This is a genomic window from Sphingobium xenophagum (genome assembly GCF_002288285.1).
GTDB lineage: Bacteria > Pseudomonadota > Alphaproteobacteria > Sphingomonadales > Sphingomonadaceae > Sphingobium > Sphingobium xenophagum.
Window position 1 is genome coordinate 2264829 of sequence record NZ_CP022745.1, and the last position, 21076, is coordinate 2285904.

Below are 21076 nucleotides of genomic sequence, written 5' to 3' on the forward strand. Positions count from 1 at the left end.
GTTATCTGCCCGCCGCAACGCCGCTTTAGCTCAGTTGGTAGAGCATCGCATTCGTAATGCGGGGGTCACAGGTTCGAGTCCTGTAAGCGGCACCAGAACCGCCCTTTTCGAGGGGCCTGAAACCTCGAAAAACCCCTGAAAAACTGGTATAATTGGGCATCGGCTTTCCGGTGTCGTTTGCTCCTGTCCACCCTTATCCGGGTGATTTGGGGGCCTCGAATTGGGGGCCTTTTTGACATTTTTGAGTCGAGGCCCCCAGATGCTTACAACGGTTCAGATCAATGCCCTCAAACCCAGGGAGAAGCCCTACAAGGTTGCTGACGAGAAGGGTCTGTACCTGTTGGTCTCGCCATCGGGCTCCTATCTGTGGCGGGTGAAGTTCCGGTTTCACGGCATTGAGAAGAAGATGGCGCTCGGGCGCTATCCCGATGTGAGCCTGAAGGAGGCGCGCAAGAAGTGTGATGAAGCGCGCGAGCAGTTGAGCGGAGGGCAGGACCCTTTGGCGGTTCGTTTGCAGGCGAAGGTGGAGGCCGAATTGGCGGCCCGCACCACATTCCGAGTAGTGGCAGACGAGTTCATCGAAAAGATGGAGCGGGAGGCGAAGGCCCCTGCCACTCTCAAGAAGGCGCGATGGTTTCGCGACCTGCTTGATCCCTCCATCGGACATCGGCCGATAGCCGACATTACCGCCCATGAGCTTCTCCAGTCGCTCAAGCGCTTGGAGCGGAAAGGTCATCATGAATCGGCTATCCGTCTCCGTTCATTTTCCGGGCGCATTTTCCGCTATGCGGTTGCCACGCTGCGGGCTCAGCACAATCCGGCAGACATCCTGCGAGGCGCGCTCACCACGCCGAAGGTAAAGCATCACGCCGCATTGCTCGATCCGGTGAAGGTCGGCGAACTTCTCCGCGCGATCGACGGCTATGGCGGCAAGATCGAAACTCGGATTGCTCTGCAGCTTGCTCCTCATGTCTATTTGAGGCCGGGCGAGTTGCGGAAGGGAGAATGGTGCGAAATTGATTTCGAAGCCAAGGTGTGGCGCGTGCCGGGCGAGAGAACGAAGATGCGCGTGCCTCACGCCGTGCCGCTGTCCACGCAGGCGATCACCCTGCTGAAGGAGCTCAAGGCACTGGATAATCCGGGCACATTCCTGTTTCCGGCAAACAAGACGTTTCTCAAACCGATTTGCGAGAACACGCTCAATATAGCCCTTCGGCGCTTGGGCTTCACGAATGAGGAAATGACCTCGCACGGCTTCAGGTCGATCGCCAGTACGCTGCTCAACGAAAGTGGCCTCTGGCATCCCGACGCCATTGAACGGTCGCTGGCTCACCGTGAGCGCGACAGTGTCAGGGTGGCGTATCATCGCGGCGCGCATTGGGAAGAGCGGGTGCGGATGGCACAATGGTGGTCCGATCATCTTGTCAGGCTGCGTGATGGCGCGGAGGTAATCCGTCCGAAGTTGAGGATCAGCGTGCAATAGGCACCCCCTTCGTGGGGTGATCGGCGTGCAAAAAGGACCCCTTCATCCCGGGGATTTAGTCGGCCGACTGGTTTTGATCAGTTGGCGAGAACGGGATGTTGATCGTGGAGACAGTGGTTCGGATTCGGCGTGAGCATGCAGCGGGTAAGGCGATCAAGGCGATCGCTCGTGACCTTCGTTTGTCGCGGAAGGTCGTCCGCAAAGCGATCCGGTCGCCGGAGGCGGCGTTCAACTATCAGCGCAAAGTCCAGCCGCTGCCGCGGATCGGTCCTTATCAGGATCGTCTCGATGCGCTGCTTGAGGAGAACGAAGGTCGCGGCCGCCGCGATCGGCTACGGATGACGCGTATCCATGACCTGCTGGTGCGCGAGGGGTTCGATGGATCCTATGATGCGGTGCGCCGCTATGCGGCGCGCTGGCGTGCTGCGCGGCGGAAGGATGCTGGCGAAGGCGCACCGGCGTTCATCCCGATGACCTTCCAGCCGGGTGAGGCCTACCAGTTCGACTGGAGCCACGAGGATGTGGAGATCGCCGGCAAGCCGATGCGGGTGAAGGTGGCGCATATGCGTCTCTGCGACTCGCGCGCACCCTATGTCCGGGCCTATCCGCGCGAGGGCCAGGAGATGCTGTTCGATGCCCATGCCCGGGCGTTCGCGTTCTTCGGCGGTGTGCCGCGACGCGGTATCTACGATAATATGAAGACGGCGGTGACGGCCGTGTTCACCGGCAAGGAGCGTGTGTTCAACCGCCGCTTCCTGATCATGACCGATCATTACATGGTCGAGCCGACCGCCTGCTCGCCGGCGGCGGGATGGGAGAAGGGCCAGGTCGAGCAGCAGGTCCAGACAATCCGAGGCCGCTTCTTCCAGCCGCGGCTCCGGTTCGCCAGCCTGGCCGAGCTCAACGGGTGGCTGGAGGCCGAGTGCCGGCGCTGGGCCGAGCATCATGCCCATCCCGAACGCGGGGATATTACCGTCGCCGAGGCGCTGGATATGGAGCGACCGGCCCTGCAGCCGATCCTGGCACCGTTCGACGGCTTCCATGAGAGCGAGCATGCCGTCACCGGCACCTGCCTCATCAGCTTCGATCGCAACCGCTACTCGGTCATGTCGACGGCCGCACGCCGGACCGTTCAGGTGCGCTCCTATGCCGATCGCATCGTCATACGCTGCGGCGATGCGATCGTCGGGGAGCATGAGCGCCACTTCGGTCGGAACCGCACGATATACGATCCCTGGCATTATCTGCCGGTCCTCGCGCACAAGCCCGGCGCGCTGCGTAACGGCGCACCGTTCCAGGACTGGGATCTGCCGCCCGCCCTGCACCGATTACGGCGAAGGCTCGGCACCGGGGACGAGGCCGATCGCAGGTTCGTGCGGGTCCTCTCGGCGGTGCTCACCGATGGCCTGGAGCCGGTAGAGGCTGCCGTGCGCGAAGCGTTGGCGAACGGAACGGCCAGCGACGAGCTGATCCTCAACATCCTCTCCCGGCGCCGCGAGCCGGCGACACCCCACAGCATCGTCACTTCGGAAGACCGGATGCTGCAGCATCCTCCGCTCGCCGACTGTGCCCGCTATGATCTGCTGCGAGGCTATGATGCAGCGGCATGATATGATCGACACGATGCGCGGCCTCGGACTCAAGGGCATGGCGGCGGCGTTCGACGAGGCGGTCACCACCGGCCTCCAGCGCAAGCGCACCACCATGGAGATACTGACCGACCTGCTCCGTGCTGAGGCGACCCACCGGGATGCAGCCTCCATCCGCTATCGGATGACGGCTGCGAGGCTGCCCGTGGTGAAGGACCTGGAGCGGTTCAGCTTCGAGGGCACACCGATCAATGAGGAGATGATCCGCTCCCTTCACGATGGCTCCTTCCTCCCGCCTCGCCGCAATATCGTGCTGGTCGGCGGCACGGGGACAGGCAAGACCCACCTCGCCATCGCGATCACCGCCAATGTCGTGCGAAGGGGCGCTCGCGCCCGCTACTTCAACACCGTCGATCTGGTGACACGCCTCGAAGAGGAGACCCGGATCGGCAAAGGCGGGACCCTGGCGGCGCAGCTGTCGCGGCTCGACCTGATCGTTCTCGACGAGCTCGGTTATCTGCCGTTCGCCCGCTCGGGAGGGCAGTTGCTGTTCCACCTCATCAGCAAGCTTTATGAGCGGACCAGCGTCATCATCACCACGAACCTCGCCTTCGGCGAATGGCCGACCGTGTTCGGCGATCCCAAGATGACCACGGCGCTGCTCGACCGCGTCACCCACCACTGCGATATCGTCGAGACGGGCAACGACAGCTGGCGCTTCAAAAACCGCAGCTGACAGCCACCTTCGGCGCCTTCAAAAATCTATCTTGCGCTGCGCGCGCCTCCGGTCGGGCTACGCCCGCCCTCCGCCGCACGCAGCGCAAGGCCATCTTCAACAAACCAGCATCATATTATCTGAAAAGGGGGTCCCTCTTCGACGCCGATCGGGGGTCCCTTTTGAACGCCGTTTGACATCGTTAGCCGCAAAGGGCTGCGCTGGCGGGATGCGCCGAAGGATTCCGGGCCACACAAGACGCTCTACAAGCGGTGGAGCGATAAGGGCGTGTTCCTGCGGATGATGGAAGGGCTGGTTGCGCCCCAGGCTTCCGAGCGCAACACGGTGATGATCGACGCGACCTATCTCAACCCGCAACGCACTACATCGGGCCTGGTGGTAAAAAGGGAATGCGAGCCGCCTGATCGGACGCACGAAAGGCGGCATGAACACCAAGCTTCATGCCGTGACGGACGCGAATGGTCGCCCGTTCAGCTTCTTTATGACCGCGGGCCAAGTCAGGGATCACGCCCTGCATCCTGGGCCGCAAATCCCGGAACACGGCCATCAAATATGACAAGCGCCGAAACCGCATAGAGATCATGTTCGGCCGCCTGAAGGACTGGCGGCGGGTCGCTACCTGCTACGATCGATGCCCAACCGCGTTCTTATCCGCCATCGCCCTCACCGCAACCGTCATTTTCTGGCTCTGATCGGTGAGTCCTGACCGCTAACTCCTTCGTCGTCCAAAATAACAGGGATTTTGGACCATTCAGAAGGGGCAGATCAAATTTCCTTCCCAGATATTTCCCGTGACAGCCAACCATTCTCAGGTTGATCAAGCTTTGCGACATAACCTATTTGTTAACCAAGTCATATTAGCAGCCATAAACCATAATTGCCCCGCCGACAGTAAGCTGCGGTGGGAAAAGCAGGCAGGAACGGGGCGAATATTAATGCAGGTAGCTCTTTTGTGCGGCGGTCTGGGGACACGATTGGGCGAGGAAACGGTAAACCGCCCCAAACCCATGGTCGAAATCGGTGGCAAGCCGATCCTGTGGCACATCATGCGCTTCTATCGGCAATTCGGACATGACAGTTTCGTCCTGTGCGCTGGTTACAAGCAGGAAGTCATCAAGGATTTCTTCCTCAATTACGACAATTATTCCAATGACTTGCTGATCGATTTCGCCAGTTCCTCGGTTTCGTTGCTGGGCGGCGAGCGAGACAGGATCGACTGGAAAGTTGTGATCCAGGATACCGGCGAAGCGACGTTGACTGCGGCGCGCCTCAAACGGGCATTGCGCCATATTGAGGGTGATATCTTCATGGCCACCTATGGCGACGGGCTGTGCGATGTCGACCTTGATCAGCTACGCACTCATCACGAAACGTCGGGTAAACTCGCCACGGTAACCGCGGTGCGCCCCTCTTCCCGTTTCGGTGAACTGGGGCTCGACGGCGATTCTGTCACCTCGTTCGAAGAGAAACCGCAGACCGGCAAGGGCTGGATCAACGGGGGTTTTTTCGTCCTGCACCGTTCGATCTTTGAACGCCTGCCCGATGATCCCAATCTCACTTTGGAGGCCGACGTGCTCCAGCCGCTTGCGCGCGAAGGGCAGTTGTCCGTTTTTCGCCATGACGGATTTTGGCAGTGTATGGATACGCCGCGGGAAAAGCACTTGCTTGAGAATTACTGGAAAGCCGGGCGGGCACCTTGGAAAGTCTGGGCGTGAGCAAGAATTTCTGGAGCGGGCGATCAGTTTTCCTGACCGGACATACCGGCTTCATGGGCGGCTGGCTGGCTGCCTATCTGATCCATTGTGGCGCCCACGTGCACGGCTATGCGCTCGCGCCCAATACCGAACCGGCCTTCTTCGATGCGACCGGTCTTCCGAGCAGGCTTGCCTCGTCCGTTCTGGCTGACATCGGCGACCTTGATCAGCTTTGCCGTGTGCTCGACCAAGCCGCTCCTTCGGTCGTGTTCCATTTGGCGGCGCAACCGCTGGTGCGCTATGCTCATGCCCACCCGATCGAGACTGTCAGGTCCAACGTCATGGGGACAGCCAATTTGCTCGAGGCGGTTCGTCGCAACCCTGGGGTGAAGGCCGTTGCCGTAGTCACTACCGACAAGGTATATCGTAATCTTGAGCGCGCCGAACCCTATACAGAGGACGACGAACTTGGCGGGCGCGAACTGTATAGCGCCAGCAAGGCCGCCAGTGAATTCATCGTTGATGCCTGGCAGCACTCTTATCTGAACGAACAGGGCAAGGGCGTCGCCACTATCCGCGCCGGCAACATTTTCGGGGGCGGTGATTGGGCGGCGGACAGGCTGGTGCCAGATGCCATCCGCACTTTCTCGACCGGCCAGCCGCTGGTTCTGCGCAATCCGGCTTCGACCCGACCGTGGCAGCACGTCCTTGACCCGCTGCGCGGCTATCTTGTTCTTGCGGAAGGACTGGTGAACCAACCAAAGCAATATTCCGGCAAGTGGAATTTCGGTCCCGACGTGCAGGACTGTCGCCCAGTCGGCGATCTTGCCCACCTGCTCGCCGCTAGTTGGTCGGACGACGCGCGCGTCGAGACGCAAGCCAGTGACAGCGTTTTTGAAGAACGGTTGCTCGCGCTGGACTCGTCAAAGGCCGCCGACCGGCTGGGCTGGATCCCGCATTGGCCGCTGGAAACCGGAGTTGAAAAAGCCGTGCAATGGTATCGAGCCTATGCCGCTGGAGCGGACATGTGGGACGTGACGATCCGCCAGATCGAAGCCATGGAACAGGGGGGCGCGAGCGCATGACCGAGACTTGCCGCTTCTGCGCGACCAAGCTGACCACCACCGTTGCGGATCTCGGGTTGACGCCGGTATCAAACGAACTTCGCAATATTCGCGACGCTGCCGGGCGCGGGCAGACCTTCTATCCGCTCAAGGCGATGGTGTGCGAGGCGTGCTGGCTGGTCCAGCTCACCCGTGTCGAGATGCCCGCACACTTTACCGAGGACTATGTCTATTTTTCGTCGTTCTCAGAAAGCTGGCTGCGCCATGCGCGGGATTACGCCCATACCATGATTGCAGCACAGGCCCTAAACGGCGATTCCCTCGTTGTCGAACTGGCCAGCAATGATGGCTATCTGCTGCAATATTTCAAACAGGCCGGAATACCCGTGCTTGGCATTGATCCGACCGCAAACACTGCGCGCGCCGCGAAGGAAAAGCACGGTATTGAAACCGTGGTCGATTTCTTCGGTATCTCACTGGCAGCAAGGCTGGCCTCGCAAGGGATTGCGGCAGACCTGATCGCGGCCAACAATGTCTTGGCGCACGTTCCTGATCCCAAGGATTTCATTGGCGGCATCCCGGCCATCTTGAAGCCAGGGGGCACCTTCACCATCGAATTTCCGCACATCTTGCGTATGCTTGAGAGCTGCCAGTTCGACACAATCTACCATGAGCATTTTTCCTACCTTTCACTGCTCACCGTTGAGCGGATGCTGGGCGCGTACGGCCTAGAGGTTTACGGCGTGGAGGAGTTGCCGACGCATGGCGGCTCGCTTCGCGTATATGCCAGCCACGAGGGGGCCGGGCTTGGCAGTGTTGAATTGGCCGTTGGTCTTGACCGGGTCCGGTTGGCCGAGAAGCGCGCGGGGCTCGACAGTGCGGCTACCTATCGGGGCTTTGCGAATGAAGTTGAGCAGCGCAAGATCGAACTTCTCGATTTCCTCATCAAGACGAAGCGCGCAGGCAAGAAGGTGCTCGGCTACGGCGCGCCGGCCAAGGGCAGTACCATGCTCAACTATTGCGGGGTGGGTCCCGAACTGCTGCCATTCACCGTCGATCGCAGCCCGCACAAACAGGGGCACTATTTACCGGGCGTCAACATCCCGATTCTCGCACCTGAGGAATTGATCGAGGCACGGCCAGACTATGTCCTGATCCTGCCCTGGAACCTGCGCGACGAGATTGCGGCGCAGTTATGCCAGTTGCGCGACTGGGGCGGTCGCTTCGTTGTCGCTATTCCTCGGATAGAGATATTCTGATGCAGTTCACCGCGACCCCGATCGGTGGAGTTTTTGCCTTTTCCGGCGGGGTTCATACCGATGCGCGCGGCAGCTTCCAGCGCACCTATTGCAGTGCCGCGTTTGCTGAGCATGGTCTTGAGTTGGTGGAGGCTCAGGCGGCGATTTCGCGCAACACTGCAACTGGCACTTTGCGCGGTCTGCATTTCATTCCCGAGGCTGACGGCGAGGCGAAGCTTGTCCGCTGCATCGCTGGCCGGATATTCGATGTCGCGGTTGACCTCCGTCCCGCGTCGCCAACATACCTCCAGCATATCAGCGTCGAACTTGATGCCGCACGAGGTAATGCGCTTTACCTGCCGCGCGGTGTGGCGCACGGCTTCATCACCCTTCAGGATGACTGCGACGTCCTCTACCAGTTCAGCAGAGCGCATCGGCCAGGCGTTGAAATGGGCGTGCGTTGGGATGATCCCGATCTGGCGATCAATTGGCCGATGCCGCCCGTCGTTCTTTCCGATCGCGACCGGACGCTACCCTTCGTCAAAGACTTGACCGGTGACTGACACGCGCTCCGACCGTATCCTTCTAACCGGCGCCACAGGTTTCATCGGGCGCCAGGTATTGAGAAATCTGCCCTCCGATGCGGATATCCACTGTACCACGCGCGAAACAGGCGGCGCTGATGTCGGAACCTGGCACAATATCGACCTGCGTAGTTCCGGCGCTTGCGCTGCGCTGATCGATACGCTCAAACCTGACATCCTGATCCACTGCGCCTGGACCACCGCACATGGTGCCTTCTGGCACGATCCCCAAAATGCCGCATGGCTCGAAGCGGGCATGGCCTTGTTCGATGCCTTCGTGCGACAAGGGGGCAGGCGGATCGTTGCCTGCGGCACCTGCGCTGAATATTCAGGTCATAGCACCGCTCCGCGCCGTGAGGATGAAACGATTGAGCCGGGGCAGATTCCCTTTCCCTATGGCCGCGCAAAATTCGCTCTGCTTCAACACCTGCGCAGCCTTGATGTAAGCCATGCCTGGGTGCGCATTTTCAACGCCTATGGTGAAAGCGAAGACCCGCGTCGACTGGTGCCGAGCGTGCTGCGCGCTCTCACTGCGGGCGAACCGGCCTTATGCTCCTCTGGCACGCAAATCCGTGATTTCCTCGACGTACGCGACCTTGGCACTGCCATTGCTCGCCTTGGCGCCTCCGATCTGGAGGGCGTCGTCAATCTTGGCTCTGGTGAGCACAAGACTATTGCGGAAATAGTCGAAACGCTTGGCGGCATTGTCAAACGCCCAGACCTTGTCCGGCTAGGCGCCCTGCGCGACCGCGAAGGCGAACCACATCTGCTGGTTCCCGACATTACGCGCCAGACCAAGGAACTCGGCTTCGTGCCCCGGATCACGCTGCCCCGTGGACTGGTGGATGCCGCAAAGGCTTCGTTAGAGAAAAATTAACCATAATTTTACCAATCCCGCGCAAGGAGTTTATATGACTAGCACCGACATAGCCTTCGCGCAGCAACGCAGCGAACTCGTTGCCGAACTCGGCTCGAACGAGACAATGGCAGATCTTACCAATCACTGGCTGGGGAAGGCGCAGGAACTCGGCTATTCCTATAACTTCGACTGGCTCGGCCTGCCGATTATTCAGTACCCGCAAGACATTGTTGCCATGCAGGAACTGATATGGAAACTGCGCCCTGAAGTTGTGGTGGAAACTGGTGTTGCGCGGGGCGGATCGCTGATTTTCTACGCCTCGATGCTCGAACTGCTGCAGACCTGCACCGCAACAAGCGGCGGGCGCGTGATCGGTATCGATATTGATATCCGCGAGCCTAATCGCAAAGCGATCGAGGCCCATCCGCTCTCGCGCCGCATCGACCTCGTCCAGGGATCGAGCATTGATCCCGCCGTGATCGCTCAGGTCGGCAAATTGGTTGGCGATGCCAAGCGCGTGTTGGTCTGTCTCGACAGCAACCACACCCACGATCATGTTCTTGAAGAACTGCGTGCCTATGCCCCGATGACCAGTCTGGGCAGCTATTGCGTTGTTTTCGATACCCTTGTCGAACATCTGCCCGATGAAGCCATTGGGGATCGCCCCTGGGGCCACGGCAATAATCCTTTGACCGCGGTGAAGGCATATCTGGCGGAAACCGATATGTTCGAAACCGACAACGCGCTGCACGACAAGCTGCAGATTTCGGTTGCCCGCGAAGGCTACCTCCGGCGCTGCAAGTAAGAGCAGGCAGGTGGCCGCCTTCACCGTAGCCATACCCGTCTACAACGGCGAACGATTCCTTGCAGAGGCACTGCGTTCGATCGCGGTGCAAAACCTTGATGGTGTGGAAGTGCTCGTCAGCGACAACGCCTCGACCGATGGCACCGCCGCTATCCTGGCTGAGTGGCAGGACCGCTTGCCCCTGCGCGTGATCCGCCGAACACAGACCCTGCCAATGCGCGATCACTTCAACGCGCTGCTGGATGACGTGACCAGCGAAGCATACATGCTGCTTTGCCATGACGACTATCTGGCCGACCCCGCTGCACTGGACCTCGCCCAGGCAGCGCTAAGCGACAATCCCGATGTTGCCAGCGTCTATTGCGATCTCGTTTACGTCGACGATCAGCGCCGTACACTGGCGCATCGTCGATTCTCCCGATCGGGCCGGTTCGATCCGGATGCCACGGGCAGAAAATGCCTTGCGAGCGGGCGCAACCTGTTCGGCATTCCAATCGCCATCAGGCGCAGCGCGCTTGGCGAAACGCGCTATGGTGACGATTTTCTCTATGCAATGGACATCGACCTGTCATGGTCACTGGCGTCCAAAGGCGGCGCTTTTCACATTGATCGGCCGCTGATCGCCAACCGCTATTCCAACGACAACATGACATGGAAGCTGCTCGGTACGACGCTGAGTGAATATCTGGGCCTCGCGCGCAAGCACGATAGTGCTCCCGGCGCCATTGGCCGGGCCCGTTTAGCGGCGGTCTGCCAGTTCGTCACGGCGCAGAAATTAGCCTTCCGCTATTATGCCAGGGCCAGAGCGTGGCTAGGCTAAGCGCACGGACCAATCTGGCCCGTGAGAGCGGCCAATTGCTGCGTTTCATCATTGTAGGAGCGGCAAACACAGCCATCGCCTTCGCGATCTACGCGGCGGGTATCGCGCTTGGCCTCGGCTATCAGTTTGCCAGCCTCGCAGCGCTGGTTGCCGGGATCTGCAGCGGCTTCGTGGCTCAGGGCAAGGTCGCCTTCCGTTCGCAACTGGATAGTCGCTTCGTGCCGTTCGTGGCACTGTGGGCGCTGCTCTATCTCACCAATATCCTGCTCATCGGCGCGCTCGCTTTCTTCGGGATCGATCTCTATCTGGCCGGCCTGCTTGCCGCCGTCCCGGTGAATGCGGTTTCCTTTCTGGCCTTGCGCACAGTGATCTTTGCGCCGCAACCGATTTCTCTCCAGCGCACGGCCCTGCTATGGCTGATAGGTCTTTTGTTCGTGGCGCGGCTCTACGTGGTCACGCATCTGGCGTTGAACTGGGACGAGTTCCTCAACCTCTCGATGCTCTACGATTTTCGCCGCGGCGAAATGACCGAAATCTTCCAGACTGCTTTCGTCCACCTGTTCCACTGCCTGCCGCTGGTCTCGACCAATGAGGTCGACCAACTCATCGCCGCCCGCTTCTTCACTCTCGGCTGCGCCGCTTTCACCAGTCTTGCCATTTTTCATGCCGCTCGCCGGTTCATGGCCATCGATCCGGCGCTTGTTGCAGTTATCGCTTACAACTGCTTCGGCGCGTCCTTACTCTATGGCACCGATTTCAGGACTGACACGTTAGCAAGTGCGGCAATGATCGGCGCGATTGCGCTGGCAACGCATCGGATCATGACCTGGCCACAAATGGTAGCCATGGGCATACTCATCGCCATCGGCGGCGCGCTGACGATCAAATCGGTATTCTTTCTTCCTTCCATCGGCCTGTTGGTGCTGGTCAACGTCTGGGCGTCGCGCGACTTTGTCCGAACCGCTAAAATCATCGCCGTCAGTGCGGCGATCAGTGTGGCCGTGCTTGGCCTTATCCTCGGCCTTCACGCTGCCAGCCTGGAGAAGACAGCATCGGCCGCCAGCTTTCTTGGACGCACCGGCGGTGCAACGCTGCTGACAGGCGATTACTCCGTCCTGTCCGTCTTTTGGCCTGCGGCAGTGCTAGGCAATCTCGGCTTTTGGGTGCTTGTGCTGTGTGGGGCCGTCGCGCTTGCCCGCAATGACCAGTACGACGCGAAGTTGGGCGGGAGCGATCGTCTGGCGCTCGCTGCCTTTGCGATTCCCGCGCTCGTCCCTTTGATCTACAGCGAGGTCTATCCCTACTTTCACCCATTCCTGATCGCGCCGATTTCAGTCCTGGCCGGTTTCGGTTATGCACGTCTGCGCTGCGTGACACGGACGGCCCTGCTGGTCCTGCTGCTCTTTGGCGCCGCCAGTGCGGTCTGGCACCGGATCGACAACGGGCTTGCCCAGCAGCGCGCGACGCTGGCGCTGGTGCACAGCCTGTTCCCCCATCCCGTGCCCTATATTGATCATACCTCGATGGTCTCATCTTTTCCCAAGAAGGGCTTCTTCATGAGCCGCTGGGGCGTGACCGATTATCGCAAGAGCGGACACCCGGTGATGGCCGCCACTGTGCGGAACGATCAGCCCGCCTTCATGCTCCAGACGCGTGCGCTCCTGGCGGTTGATCGGATCACGCCGGAAGACTCGCAGCGATCCGAATACGGCTTGTTCGGCGCCGACCTCGATGTCCTGCGCGACAATTATATCCGTTACTGGGGGCCGCTGTTCCTGCCCGGCAAAATGCTGACGGGCAGCGGGCGGACGCGGATCGAGATCGGCGGCGCTTACCGCGTGGAAGGCCAAGGTCGCCTGGTCGCAAATGGCAGATCCTATTCGGACGGCGAGATAGTCCGTCTGAACCCCGGCGAATATGCCTATGCCGCCGATGGTCCGCTTCGTCTCTTCTGGGCAGCTCCACCGCCGCCTGCAACACCGCCCCCAGCTAGCCTGTTTTCGGGCTGGTGATCCTCGAGAAGGCTTCCTTGGGGGGAATCCGGCTCGGGATCGACAAAATATAGTGGCCTGCGCTTCACCTCGTTGTGGATGCGACCGATATACAGGCCCACGATACCCAGCATCAGCAGTTGCAGACCGCCGAGCAAGGTCAGCACCAGCACGGTCGAGGTCCAGCCCTGCACAACATGATCGTTGAAGAACCAGCTCGTCAGGATGTATAGGCCGAACAGCAAGGCCAGGACCGAGATCGTCATTCCGAACCACAAGGCCAACCGCAACGGTACGTCGGAAAATCCAACCACCCCGTTTACGGCCAGCCGAATCATCGCGCGTAACGGATACTTGCTCTCGCCCGCGACGCGTTCGTCACGCTGGAACGGAACTTCTGTAGTACTGAAGCCCAGCCAGCTGATCATGCCGCGCAGGTACCGGTCCTGCTCCGGCATTCGTGCCAGAGCGTTGACGACCTTGCGATCGATCAGGCGGAAATCTCCTACGTCGAGCGGCATATCGACCGATGAGAGCCGCCGGATGAAGCGATAGAAAAGCGCCGCAGTGGTACGCTTGAACAAGCTTTCACCTGACCGAGCCACGCGCCGGGCAAGGACGATATCATATCCCTCGCACCATTTGCCGAGCAATTGCAACGCCACCTCTGGAGGGTCCTGCAAGTCAGCGTCCATCACTATTACCGCATCGCCGTTCGCGGCATCGATGCCGGCAGTAACCGCCGTCTGATGGCCAAAATTGCGGGACAGATTGACAATCCTGAACCGGTCATCCTGCGCCCGCATTTCACGCATGATCTTCAGCGAGCCGTCCTTGCTTCCATCGTTTACGAGAATGACTTCCGCCTTTCCCGCGACCTGATCAAGGATGCTCACCATACGTTGGTGGAGCAATGGCAGGGTGTCTTCTTCGCAATAGACAGGAATAACAAAGCTTACCAGACGTGCGTGCCTCACCAGTTTGCTTCCCCATCCTGTGTCCACTTCTCGGCCCTTACAGCCTTTGCCCTGCTGTACCAACAGGTCCAGAACATGGGGTCCAGATGATTGTTTCGAAAACCATCGACATCGGCCCTTCGCTTGATTTCCTTGTTTACCCTTTCCAGCGAATTGGTGGACGCGACCTGCGCCCAGTGGTCCTTCAGCAACGCCATGTAGGCAAGCACATCCTCGCCCGATCCGTCAGCAAAGGCAGGAGGGCTTTCCAGGAGGGCTCCGTCTCCGAAGGGTCGATAGATGCCCGGCACTTCGCGGCGGCCATCGGTGTTGACGCCAACGGCGACTATCGCCGCCGTCGAGACGATCCGCCCGCGTTCGCGGACCTCCTCAATCTCCAGATCCATCATACGCTCACCCGCGCCGGCGCATCTTGCACCGGCGCGGGTTGGGGCGTCGTCAGAATTTGTAGCCCAGCGTCATGCCATAGGTGCGCGGCGGCAGGTAGGTGACGCCGATGATGCGGCCGGTGGAGATCGCAAAGGTGCTGCTTTCGCGCAGCGTGTTGTTGATATTCTTGATCCACAGCGACGCCGTCACCGTTTCGGTCCGGTCGATCCAGCGCAATGATGCGTCGAACATCGTATAGGCGCGTGTGCCCTCCACCAGTCGCTTGAACTCGGTGAAATAGACATTGCTCTTGCCCGACATATCGCCGCTCAGCGTCATCGTCCCGGTTTCGGTCAGGATCGGCAAGTCGACCTCTATCCCGGCGCTATAGGCCCATGTGGGCGAATTGCGCGTGGGATTGCCGGCCAACTGGATGTTGCACGGCGCATTAGCGTTGAGGGCGCCGGGGCCGCACGGCGCGCCAAAGGCGGTCGGATCGGGATTGGTGACCGGGTTATAGGCGGGCTGCCCCGCCTGCGCGACGTTGACGGGGTTGAGCGGGTCGACCGTGATGAAATCGTCATATTTGCTGTCGGTGTAGGACAGGGAGCCGCGCAGGCGCACGCCATCCACCGGACGGGCCATCATGTCGGCTTCCACGCCGGTCGCCGACGTCTTGGCGGCATTTTCAAAGATGGTGGTAAAACCAGCAGGTCCGCCGCCGATCGTCTTGTTGATCTGCAAATCGTCCAGCTTGTAATGATAGGCGGCCAGATTGATCTGCAAGCGCCGGTCGAGCAGTTCCGCCTTTATCCCCAGTTCGTGGTTCTTCATCTTTTCCGGGCGCACGATCGTGGTGCTGCCCGCCGCATTTTCGCCCGACCCGGCCTTGAAGCCTTCGGAATAGGTATAGTAGAGCAGCAGGTCACGATTGGGCTGCCATTGCAGGCCGATTTCCGGGGTGAAGTCCTTGAACGTCTTTTCGCGGTAAGTGCCTTCGACCGTCGTCTTGCGCACCTGCGCCACGGCGGGGTTGCCATTGGCGGTCAGGATGATCGACGGGTTGGCGCTGTCGACCTTTTCATGGCTGTAGCGGCCGCCCAGCTTCAGCGACACGCCGTTCAGCCCAAATGCCTCCCCCATGTCGAAATTGAGCTGCCCGAAAGCGGCATAGGCGCGGGTGCCAAGGCTGGATTTCAGGCAGACGCGGTTGGGCGACGTGCCGGCCGGGAAGTTGCACATGGCCAGCGCTTCGGCCAGCGTCACGGAACCCACGGGCGCAGCGACATTGTCGACGAAGGTCGGCCGCGTCGCCAGCACGGTGATGTTGGACGCCAGATCGTTGGTCGAACTCAGGCCCACCTGATCGCGCGGGCGCTGCCGTTCGTGAAAATAATAAAGGCCGACCACGCCCTTCACGATGGCGCTGTCATATTTGAATTGCAATTCGTTGCTGAACTGCTGCGCGTCGATGGTGCGGGTCTGGATCGACGTCGAGTTGGGCAGGGTGGCGACCAGCGCCGACCCGTCGAGATCCTGGATCAGTTGCGTCCTGAAATCGCGATAATTGGTGATATTGCCAATGCTCAACGCATCGCTCAGCTCAATATTGAGCGTGCCGGTGACCGAATAGCTTTTGGTGTCGACCGAGGGCGGCTCGTCGCTGCCCAGATCGCGCGGTTTGCTTGCAAAGCCGCCCGTACCCGTCGGGGCCAGCCGGGGGACACCGGGAAAGGCGGGGCCGCGATAATGCACCGCGCCGCTATTGTCGTTCTGACGGAAATACTCACCCGACAGCAGGAAATCGACCTTGTCCGACGCGATCAACTGGATCTGCCCGCGGACCATATAGCGGAACAGGTCGTCGACATCGCTGCCGCCCTTGAACGGATTTCCGCCAAAGCCGTCCCGCGCCTCCACCTTGCCTGCCAGGCGGAAGCGAATCGCGTCGATGATCGGGCCGCCGACCGCGGCTTCGGCAATCATCGCGCTATAATTGCCATAGCCGATCCGGGCATAGCCGGTGAAATCGGCGGTCGGCTTGGCCGTGATGAGGTTGATCGAGCCGCCGACCGCGTTGCGGCCATACAGGCTGCCCTGCGGGCCGCGCAGCACTTCCACCCGCTCCAGATCGAACAAGGATGTCAGTTGCGCTTCTGCCCGCGCGACATAGGCGCCATCGACATGCAGCGCGACGCCGGTGCTGGACCCGGTGGTGGACGTATTGGCCCCCACGCCGCGGATGAACACCTTGGCCTGGTTGAAATCATTGCCGAAGGTGACGGATGGCACCAGCTGCTGGATGTCCTGCAGATTGTTCACCCCGGCATTGGCGAGTGCATCGCCGCTAACTGCCGACACGGCCAGGCTGACATCCTGCAAGGACTGGCTGCGCTTTTGCGCGGTGACGATGATGTCCATGCCGTCGGTCTGCGCCTGCGCTACGGGCATCAGCCCGATGCTGGAAACCGATGCGAACAAAGCGCACATCGCGCGTGCATTGATGGATGCCTTCAAAGCGTCTCTCCCTGGAACCGGACATCGTTGATTTGTGTCCCAGGAATACAATTAGCATGGTCGATATTGTCATACAATCGGCCCCATTACCTGTCTTTTGGGGAATGTGGCTTTTCGGCAACAATCGCTTCCAGCGCCGTCAGGATGGTCGGCATCGCTTGGCTTAACCCCTGTACGCGCGCGCTGAACAACAGGCCGATCGTGCGTCGTGCGCCAAAATCGGCCAGCGCAGCGCGCACCATGCCCGGCCAGCTATAGGCCATTGGCATGACTGTCACGCCCAGGCCCGCCGCAACCATCTGCATCACTCGCTCGTCGTTGGTCGCGCGAAAGGCGAAATGCGGACGTACGCCACGATCGACGAAATAGCGACTTGTGACGGACAGCGCCTCGCAATGTCGCCGCACGATCATCACTTCGCCTGCCAGTTCCTCCGCCGCGACACACGCCCGACCGGCCAGATTGTGGCTGGAGGGCAGGGCCAGCCCATAGCCTTCCTGCATGATCGGTCGCGCGGCATAGCGATCCGCCCCGTCGCGCACCACCGTCAGCGCAACGTCGATCCGCTCCGCATCCAGCCGCGCCAGCAGTTCGCGCTCCGTCCCCGGCACCAGTTCCAGCGCCTGCGCGTCGCCGGGGCTGCAAGCGGCCACCGCCTGCGCCACCAGGGCGCCGGGAATGCTGGTCAGCAACCCGATCCGCAGCGGCGCGCCCTGCGTCGATCGCGCGCCCGCCTGTTCGGCCAGGTTGAATTCCCGCTCGATCCGCCGTGCATGACCCAGTAGCCGCGCGCCTGCCTCGGTCAGTTCCACTCGCTGGTTGCTGCGCAGGAACAGCGGCGCGCCGACCGTCTGTTCCAGCTTCGCGATGCCCACGGACAGGGTAGGCTGCGACACATGGCAATGCGCCGCCGCGCGGGAAAAATTGCCCTGGTCGACCACGGCCAGGAAATAGCGCAGCAGATAGCGTTCGATCATAGACAGAAACTATACACTAAGCACCGTCCTTTCAATTTTTCTCTTGGGCACGCTGGCGCTAGGATAGGGGTAATGGAGAGACGCCAATGACCGATTTCGATTTCGCCCTGGGTGAGACTGCGGACATGATCCGCGACAGCAGCCGCCGCTTCGCCAATGACCGCATCGCCCCTCTGGCCGCCCGGATCGACGCGGAGGACTGGTTCCCGCGCGCGCTGTGGCCGGAAATGGGCGAACTGGGCCTGCACGGCATTACGGTGGAAGAGGCCGATGGCGGCCTGGGCCTGGGCTATCTGGAGCATGTCGTCGCGCAGGAGGAAGTTGCCCGCGCGTCCGCGTCCATAGGGCTGAGCTATGGCGCGCACTCCAACCTCTGCGTCAACCAGATCCGCCGCTGGGGCAATGCCGAACAGAAGGCGCGCTACCTGCCCAAGCTTATTTCGGGCGAGCATGTCGGTTCGCTCGCCATGTCGGAAGCGGGGGCCGGTTCTGACGTCATGGCGATGAAGCTGCGCGCCGACAAAAAGGGCGACCGCTACGTCTTGAACGGCACCAAATATTGGATCACCAACGCGGCCGAAGCCGACACGCTGGTCGTCTATGCCCGCACCGGGGACGGCACGAAGGGGATCACCACCTTCCTCATCGAAAAATCCATGCCCGGCTTTTCGATCGGGCAAAAAATCGACAAGGTCGGCATGCGCGGATCGCCCACAGCCGAACTGGTGTTCGACGATTGTGAAGTGCCCGAAGAGAATATCATGGGCCCGCTCAACGGCGGGGCTGGCGTGCTGATGTCGGGGCTGGACTATGAACGCACTGTGCTTGCGGGCATCCAGCTTGGCGTCATGCAAGCCTGCCTCGACGTCGTGCTGCCCTATGTCCGCGAACGCCAGCAGTTCGGCAAGCCGATCGGCGCGTTCCAGCTGATGCAGGCCAAGATCGCCGACATGTATGTCGCCCTCAACAGCGCCCGCGCCTATGTCTATGCCGTCGCCAAAGCGTGCGACGCAGGCCGCACCACCCGCTACGACGCGGCGGGCGCGATCCTGCTGGCCAGCGAAAATGCGGTGAAGGTCGCGCTTGAAGCGGTGCAGGCGCTGGGCGGCGCGGGCTATACGAAGGACTGGCCGGTCGAACGCTTCATGCGTGACGCCAAGCTGCTCGACATTGGTGCAGGCACCAATGAAATCCGCCGCATGCTGATCGGGCGAGAGCTGGTCGGGGCATAGAATATGGTCGGGTCATGCTGTGACAACCTCGTCCGTTCGTTTCGAGCGAAGGTTGGTTTGACGGATCAGTTCTTGCCCACGAACAGGAACGCGACCCCCGCCATGATGCAGGCGAAGGCGGCGAAATGGCGCCAGTGCAGCGGTTCGCCCAGCACCGTCACCATGAACCCGCCGAAGATCAGCAGCGCGATCGCCTCCTGCGCGATCTTGAGCTGCCCTGCGGACCAGCCATGGGCAAATCCGATGCGATTGGCAGGGACCGCAAAACAATATTCGACCAGCGCGATGCCCCAGCTGATCAGGATGACCACAACGAGCGGCTTGGTCATTCCGCCTTTCAGGTGCCAATACCAGGCGACGGTCATGAAGAGGTTTGAAATGACAAGGAGAGCGATGGTGGGCATGAACGGCCTCGAACAGGGCAGGGGGAACCGCACTGCCACCACCGGGCGCGGGAGCGCAAGGGCATGAGCGCGCCGGTCCTCGACACCAAATTGTTCCCCGACAGCGAAGCCTTCCGCAATAACGCTGCGCATAACCGCGCGCTGGCGCAGGAATTGCGCGCCAAGGTTGCGGCGGCCTCAGCCGGCGGGTCCGCCAGCTCTCGCGACAAACATGTGGCGCGCGGCAAACTCCTACCCCGCGACCGCGTCGAGCGGCTGCTCGATCCCGGTTCGCCTTTTCTGGAAATCGGCCAGCTGGCCGCCAACGGCCTCTATGGCGATGATGTCCCCGGCGCGAGCCTGATCGCAGGCATTGGCCGCGTCGCCGGTCGGCAGGTCATGATCGGGTGCAACGACGCCACGGTAAAGGGCGGCACCTATTATCCCGTCACCGTGAAGAAGCATCTGCGTGCGCAGGAAATCGCGCTCGAAAACCGGCTGCCCTGCATCTATCTGGTCGACAGCGGCGGCGCGAACCTGCCCAATCAGGCGGAGGTATTCCCAGACCGCGACCATTTCGGCCGCATCTTCTATAACCAGGCCAACCTGTCGGCGCAGGGCATACCCCAGATCGCCTGCGTCATGGGCAGTTGTACGGCGGGCGGCGCTTATGTCCCCGCCATGTCCGACGAAACCGTCATCGTCCGCAACCAGGGCACGATCTTCCTGGCAGGGCCGCCGCTGGTGCAGGCGGCGACCGGCGAAGTCATCTCTGCGGAAGATCTGGGTGGTGGTGACCTGCATGGTCGCAAATCGGGCGTGGTCGATCATGTTGCCGATAATGACGATCATGCGCTCACCATCGTCCGCGACATTGTTTCGACCCTGCAATCAGACCGCAAGCCGGACCTCAATCTGCGCGAACCCCGCCCGCCCAAATATGACGCGAGCGACCTTTACGGCATCATTCCCGATGATGTCCGCGCGCCCTATGATGTGCGCGAAGTCATCGCCCGCATCGTCGACGCCTCCGAATTTCATGAATTCAAGCCGCTCTATGGCACCACGCTCGTCTGTGGTTTCGCCCATATCTGGGGCATGCCCGTCGCCATCCTCGCCAATAACGGCGTCCTGTTCAGCGAAAGCGCACAAAAGGGCGCGCATTTCATCGAACTCGCCTGCCAGCGACGGATACCCTTGCTCTTCCTCCAGAATATTTCCGGCTTCATGGTCGGCGGCAAATATGAGGCGGAGGGGATCGCCAAGCATGGCGCGAAACTCGTCACCGCCGTCGCCACCGCGCAGGTGCCCAAAATCACCGTGCTGATCGGCGGCAGCTTTGGCGCGGGCAATTACGGCATGTGCGGCCGGGCCTATCAGCCCCGTTTCCTCTTCACCTGGCCCAATGCCCGCATTAGCGTGATGGGCGGCGAACAGGCCGCATCCGTCCTCGCCACCGTCCACCGCGACGCAGGCAAATGGTCGCCGGAAGACGCCGAAGCCTTCAAGGCGCCGGTCCGCCAGAAATATGAAGAGGAAGGCAATCCCTACTACGCCACCGCGCGGCTATGGGACGATGGCATTATCGACCCCGCGCAAACCCGCGACGTGCTGGGCCTGGCCTTCGCCGCAACGCTGAACGCGCCGGTGGCTGAGAGGGCGCAATTCGGCGTGTTCCGGATGTGATGGGGGTGAGGCAGGACAACGCCATACCTCCCCGGAACGGGGAGGGGGACCGCCCGAAGGGTGGTGGAGGGG

General features: G+C 61.0%; 17 protein-coding genes, 1 tRNA gene and 3 pseudogenes. 15 read left to right on the forward strand and 6 right to left on the reverse strand.

Annotation, left to right across the window (positions count from 1 at the left end; translation table 11 throughout):
• Positions 1-19: 19 nt before the first annotated feature.
• The 13 genes and pseudogenes from CJD35_RS11190 (at position 20) to CJD35_RS11250 (ending at position 12884) form a co-directional block, all read left to right on the forward strand.
• A tRNA-Thr gene (locus tag CJD35_RS11190) sits at positions 20-95 on the forward strand.
• Positions 96-259: 164 nt separating this feature from the next.
• Complete coding sequence (locus CJD35_RS11195) at positions 260-1483, forward strand: tyrosine-type recombinase/integrase (protein ID WP_095687029.1); 1224 nt, start codon at positions 260-262, stop codon at positions 1481-1483.
• Between the two features lie 95 nt (positions 1484-1578).
• Positions 1579-3093: an IS21 family transposase gene (gene istA / locus CJD35_RS11200; protein WP_021238707.1), complete on the forward strand. Its 1515-nt coding sequence runs from the start codon at positions 1579-1581 to the stop codon at positions 3091-3093.
• Positions 3080-3808, forward strand: a complete 729-nt coding sequence (gene istB / locus CJD35_RS11205; protein WP_031304487.1) for an IS21-like element helper ATPase IstB — start codon at positions 3080-3082, stop codon at positions 3806-3808. The genes istA and istB overlap by 14 nt, the downstream gene beginning before the upstream one ends.
• 180 nt (positions 3809-3988) lie before the next feature.
• Positions 3989-4497: pseudogene (locus CJD35_RS11210) on the forward strand (transposase family protein); the annotation flags it as partial.
• Positions 4498-4599: 102 nt separating this feature from the next.
• Positions 4600-5523, forward strand: coding sequence for a glucose-1-phosphate cytidylyltransferase (rfbF, locus tag CJD35_RS11215; protein ID WP_216628941.1), 924 nt, complete (start codon positions 4600-4602; stop codon positions 5521-5523).
• A complete protein-coding gene (gene rfbG, locus CJD35_RS11220) occupies positions 5520-6587 on the forward strand; it encodes a CDP-glucose 4,6-dehydratase (RefSeq protein ID WP_017182554.1) in 1068 nt (355 codons plus the stop codon). Before rfbF ends, rfbG begins: the two co-directional genes overlap by 4 nt.
• The gene (locus CJD35_RS11225) at positions 6584-7825 is read left to right on the forward strand and encodes a class I SAM-dependent methyltransferase (RefSeq protein ID WP_095687030.1); all 1242 of its coding nucleotides are present in this window, start codon (positions 6584-6586) and stop codon (positions 7823-7825) included. Before rfbG ends, CJD35_RS11225 begins: the two co-directional genes overlap by 4 nt.
• A complete protein-coding gene (locus CJD35_RS11230) occupies positions 7825-8367 on the forward strand; it encodes a dTDP-4-dehydrorhamnose 3,5-epimerase family protein (RefSeq protein ID WP_017182556.1) in 543 nt (180 codons plus the stop codon). The genes CJD35_RS11225 and CJD35_RS11230 overlap by 1 nt, the downstream gene beginning before the upstream one ends.
• Before the next feature lie 58 nt (positions 8368-8425).
• The gene (locus tag CJD35_RS11235) at positions 8426-9265 is read left to right on the forward strand and encodes an NAD-dependent epimerase/dehydratase family protein (protein ID WP_017182557.1); all 840 of its coding nucleotides are present in this window, start codon (positions 8426-8428) and stop codon (positions 9263-9265) included.
• Positions 9266-9299: 34 nt separating this feature from the next.
• The gene (locus tag CJD35_RS11240) at positions 9300-10052 is read left to right on the forward strand and encodes a cephalosporin hydroxylase family protein (RefSeq protein WP_017182558.1); all 753 of its coding nucleotides are present in this window, start codon (positions 9300-9302) and stop codon (positions 10050-10052) included.
• Between the two features lie 10 nt (positions 10053-10062).
• Complete coding sequence (locus tag CJD35_RS11245; protein WP_017182559.1) at positions 10063-10872, forward strand: glycosyltransferase; 810 nt, start codon at positions 10063-10065, stop codon at positions 10870-10872.
• A gap of 35 nt (positions 10873-10907) precedes the next feature.
• On the forward strand, positions 10908-12884 hold the full coding sequence (locus CJD35_RS11250) for a GtrA family protein (protein WP_017182560.1): 1977 nt from the start codon (positions 10908-10910) through the stop codon (positions 12882-12884).
• On the opposite strand, the gene CJD35_RS11255 is transcribed toward CJD35_RS11250, so the two are convergent.
• From CJD35_RS11255 to CJD35_RS11270, 5 genes and pseudogenes are all read right to left on the reverse strand, one after another.
• The gene (locus CJD35_RS11255; protein WP_017182561.1) at positions 12794-13762 is read right to left on the reverse strand and encodes a glycosyltransferase family 2 protein; all 969 of its coding nucleotides are present in this window, start codon (positions 13760-13762) and stop codon (positions 12794-12796) included. The genes CJD35_RS11250 and CJD35_RS11255 overlap by 91 nt on opposite strands.
• A 167-nt stretch (positions 13763-13929) precedes the next feature.
• Positions 13930-14097: pseudogene (locus CJD35_RS23580) on the reverse strand (transposase); the annotation flags it as partial.
• Between the two features lie 72 nt (positions 14098-14169).
• Positions 14170-14229, reverse strand: a pseudogene (locus CJD35_RS23585) (hypothetical protein); the annotation flags it as partial.
• 49 nt (positions 14230-14278) lie between these two features.
• Complete coding sequence (locus CJD35_RS11265) at positions 14279-16726, reverse strand: TonB-dependent receptor (protein WP_017182563.1); 2448 nt, start codon at positions 16724-16726, stop codon at positions 14279-14281.
• 86 nt (positions 16727-16812) lie between these two features.
• On the reverse strand, positions 16813-17703 hold the full coding sequence (locus CJD35_RS11270) for a LysR family transcriptional regulator (RefSeq protein WP_095687031.1): 891 nt from the start codon (positions 17701-17703) through the stop codon (positions 16813-16815).
• 86 nt (positions 17704-17789) lie between these two features.
• On the opposite strand from CJD35_RS11270, the gene CJD35_RS11275 reads away from it, so the two are divergent.
• Positions 17790-18935, forward strand: a complete 1146-nt coding sequence (locus CJD35_RS11275; RefSeq protein ID WP_095687032.1) for an isovaleryl-CoA dehydrogenase — start codon at positions 17790-17792, stop codon at positions 18933-18935.
• Positions 18936-19000: 65 nt separating this feature from the next.
• Here the strand turns inward: CJD35_RS11275 and CJD35_RS11280 are convergent, their stop codons facing one another.
• Complete coding sequence (locus tag CJD35_RS11280; RefSeq protein ID WP_017182566.1) at positions 19001-19339, reverse strand: DMT family protein; 339 nt, start codon at positions 19337-19339, stop codon at positions 19001-19003.
• Between the two features lie 63 nt (positions 19340-19402).
• On the opposite strand from CJD35_RS11280, the gene CJD35_RS11285 reads away from it, so the two are divergent.
• Positions 19403-21004 (forward strand): carboxyl transferase domain-containing protein, encoded by a 1602-nt coding sequence (locus CJD35_RS11285; RefSeq protein WP_017182567.1) that lies wholly within the window; start codon positions 19403-19405, stop codon positions 21002-21004.
• The last annotated feature ends 72 nt before the right edge of the window (positions 21005-21076 follow it).

Coding starts and splice junctions, on each gene's coding strand:
- CJD35_RS11195 (WP_095687029.1), top strand. CDS start 260: ATGCTTACAACGGTTCAGATCAATGCCCTCAAACCCAGGGAGAAGCCC.
- istA (WP_021238707.1), top strand. CDS start 1,579: ATGTTGATCGTGGAGACAGTGGTTCGGATTCGGCGTGAGCATGCAGCG.
- istB (WP_031304487.1), top strand. CDS start 3,080: ATGCAGCGGCATGATATGATCGACACGATGCGCGGCCTCGGACTCAAG.
- CJD35_RS11225 (WP_095687030.1), top strand. CDS start 6,584: ATGACCGAGACTTGCCGCTTCTGCGCGACCAAGCTGACCACCACCGTT.
- CJD35_RS11230 (WP_017182556.1), top strand. CDS start 7,825: ATGCAGTTCACCGCGACCCCGATCGGTGGAGTTTTTGCCTTTTCCGGC.
- CJD35_RS11240 (WP_017182558.1), top strand. CDS start 9,300: ATGACTAGCACCGACATAGCCTTCGCGCAGCAACGCAGCGAACTCGTT.
- CJD35_RS11255 (WP_017182561.1), bottom strand. CDS start 13,762: ATGGTGAGCATCCTTGATCAGGTCGCGGGAAAGGCGGAAGTCATTCTC.
- CJD35_RS11270 (WP_095687031.1), bottom strand. CDS start 17,703: ATGATCGAACGCTATCTGCTGCGCTATTTCCTGGCCGTGGTCGACCAG.
- CJD35_RS11275 (WP_095687032.1), top strand. CDS start 17,790: ATGACCGATTTCGATTTCGCCCTGGGTGAGACTGCGGACATGATCCGC.
- CJD35_RS11280 (WP_017182566.1), bottom strand. CDS start 19,339: ATGCCCACCATCGCTCTCCTTGTCATTTCAAACCTCTTCATGACCGTC.
- CJD35_RS11285 (WP_017182567.1), top strand. CDS start 19,403: ATGAGCGCGCCGGTCCTCGACACCAAATTGTTCCCCGACAGCGAAGCC.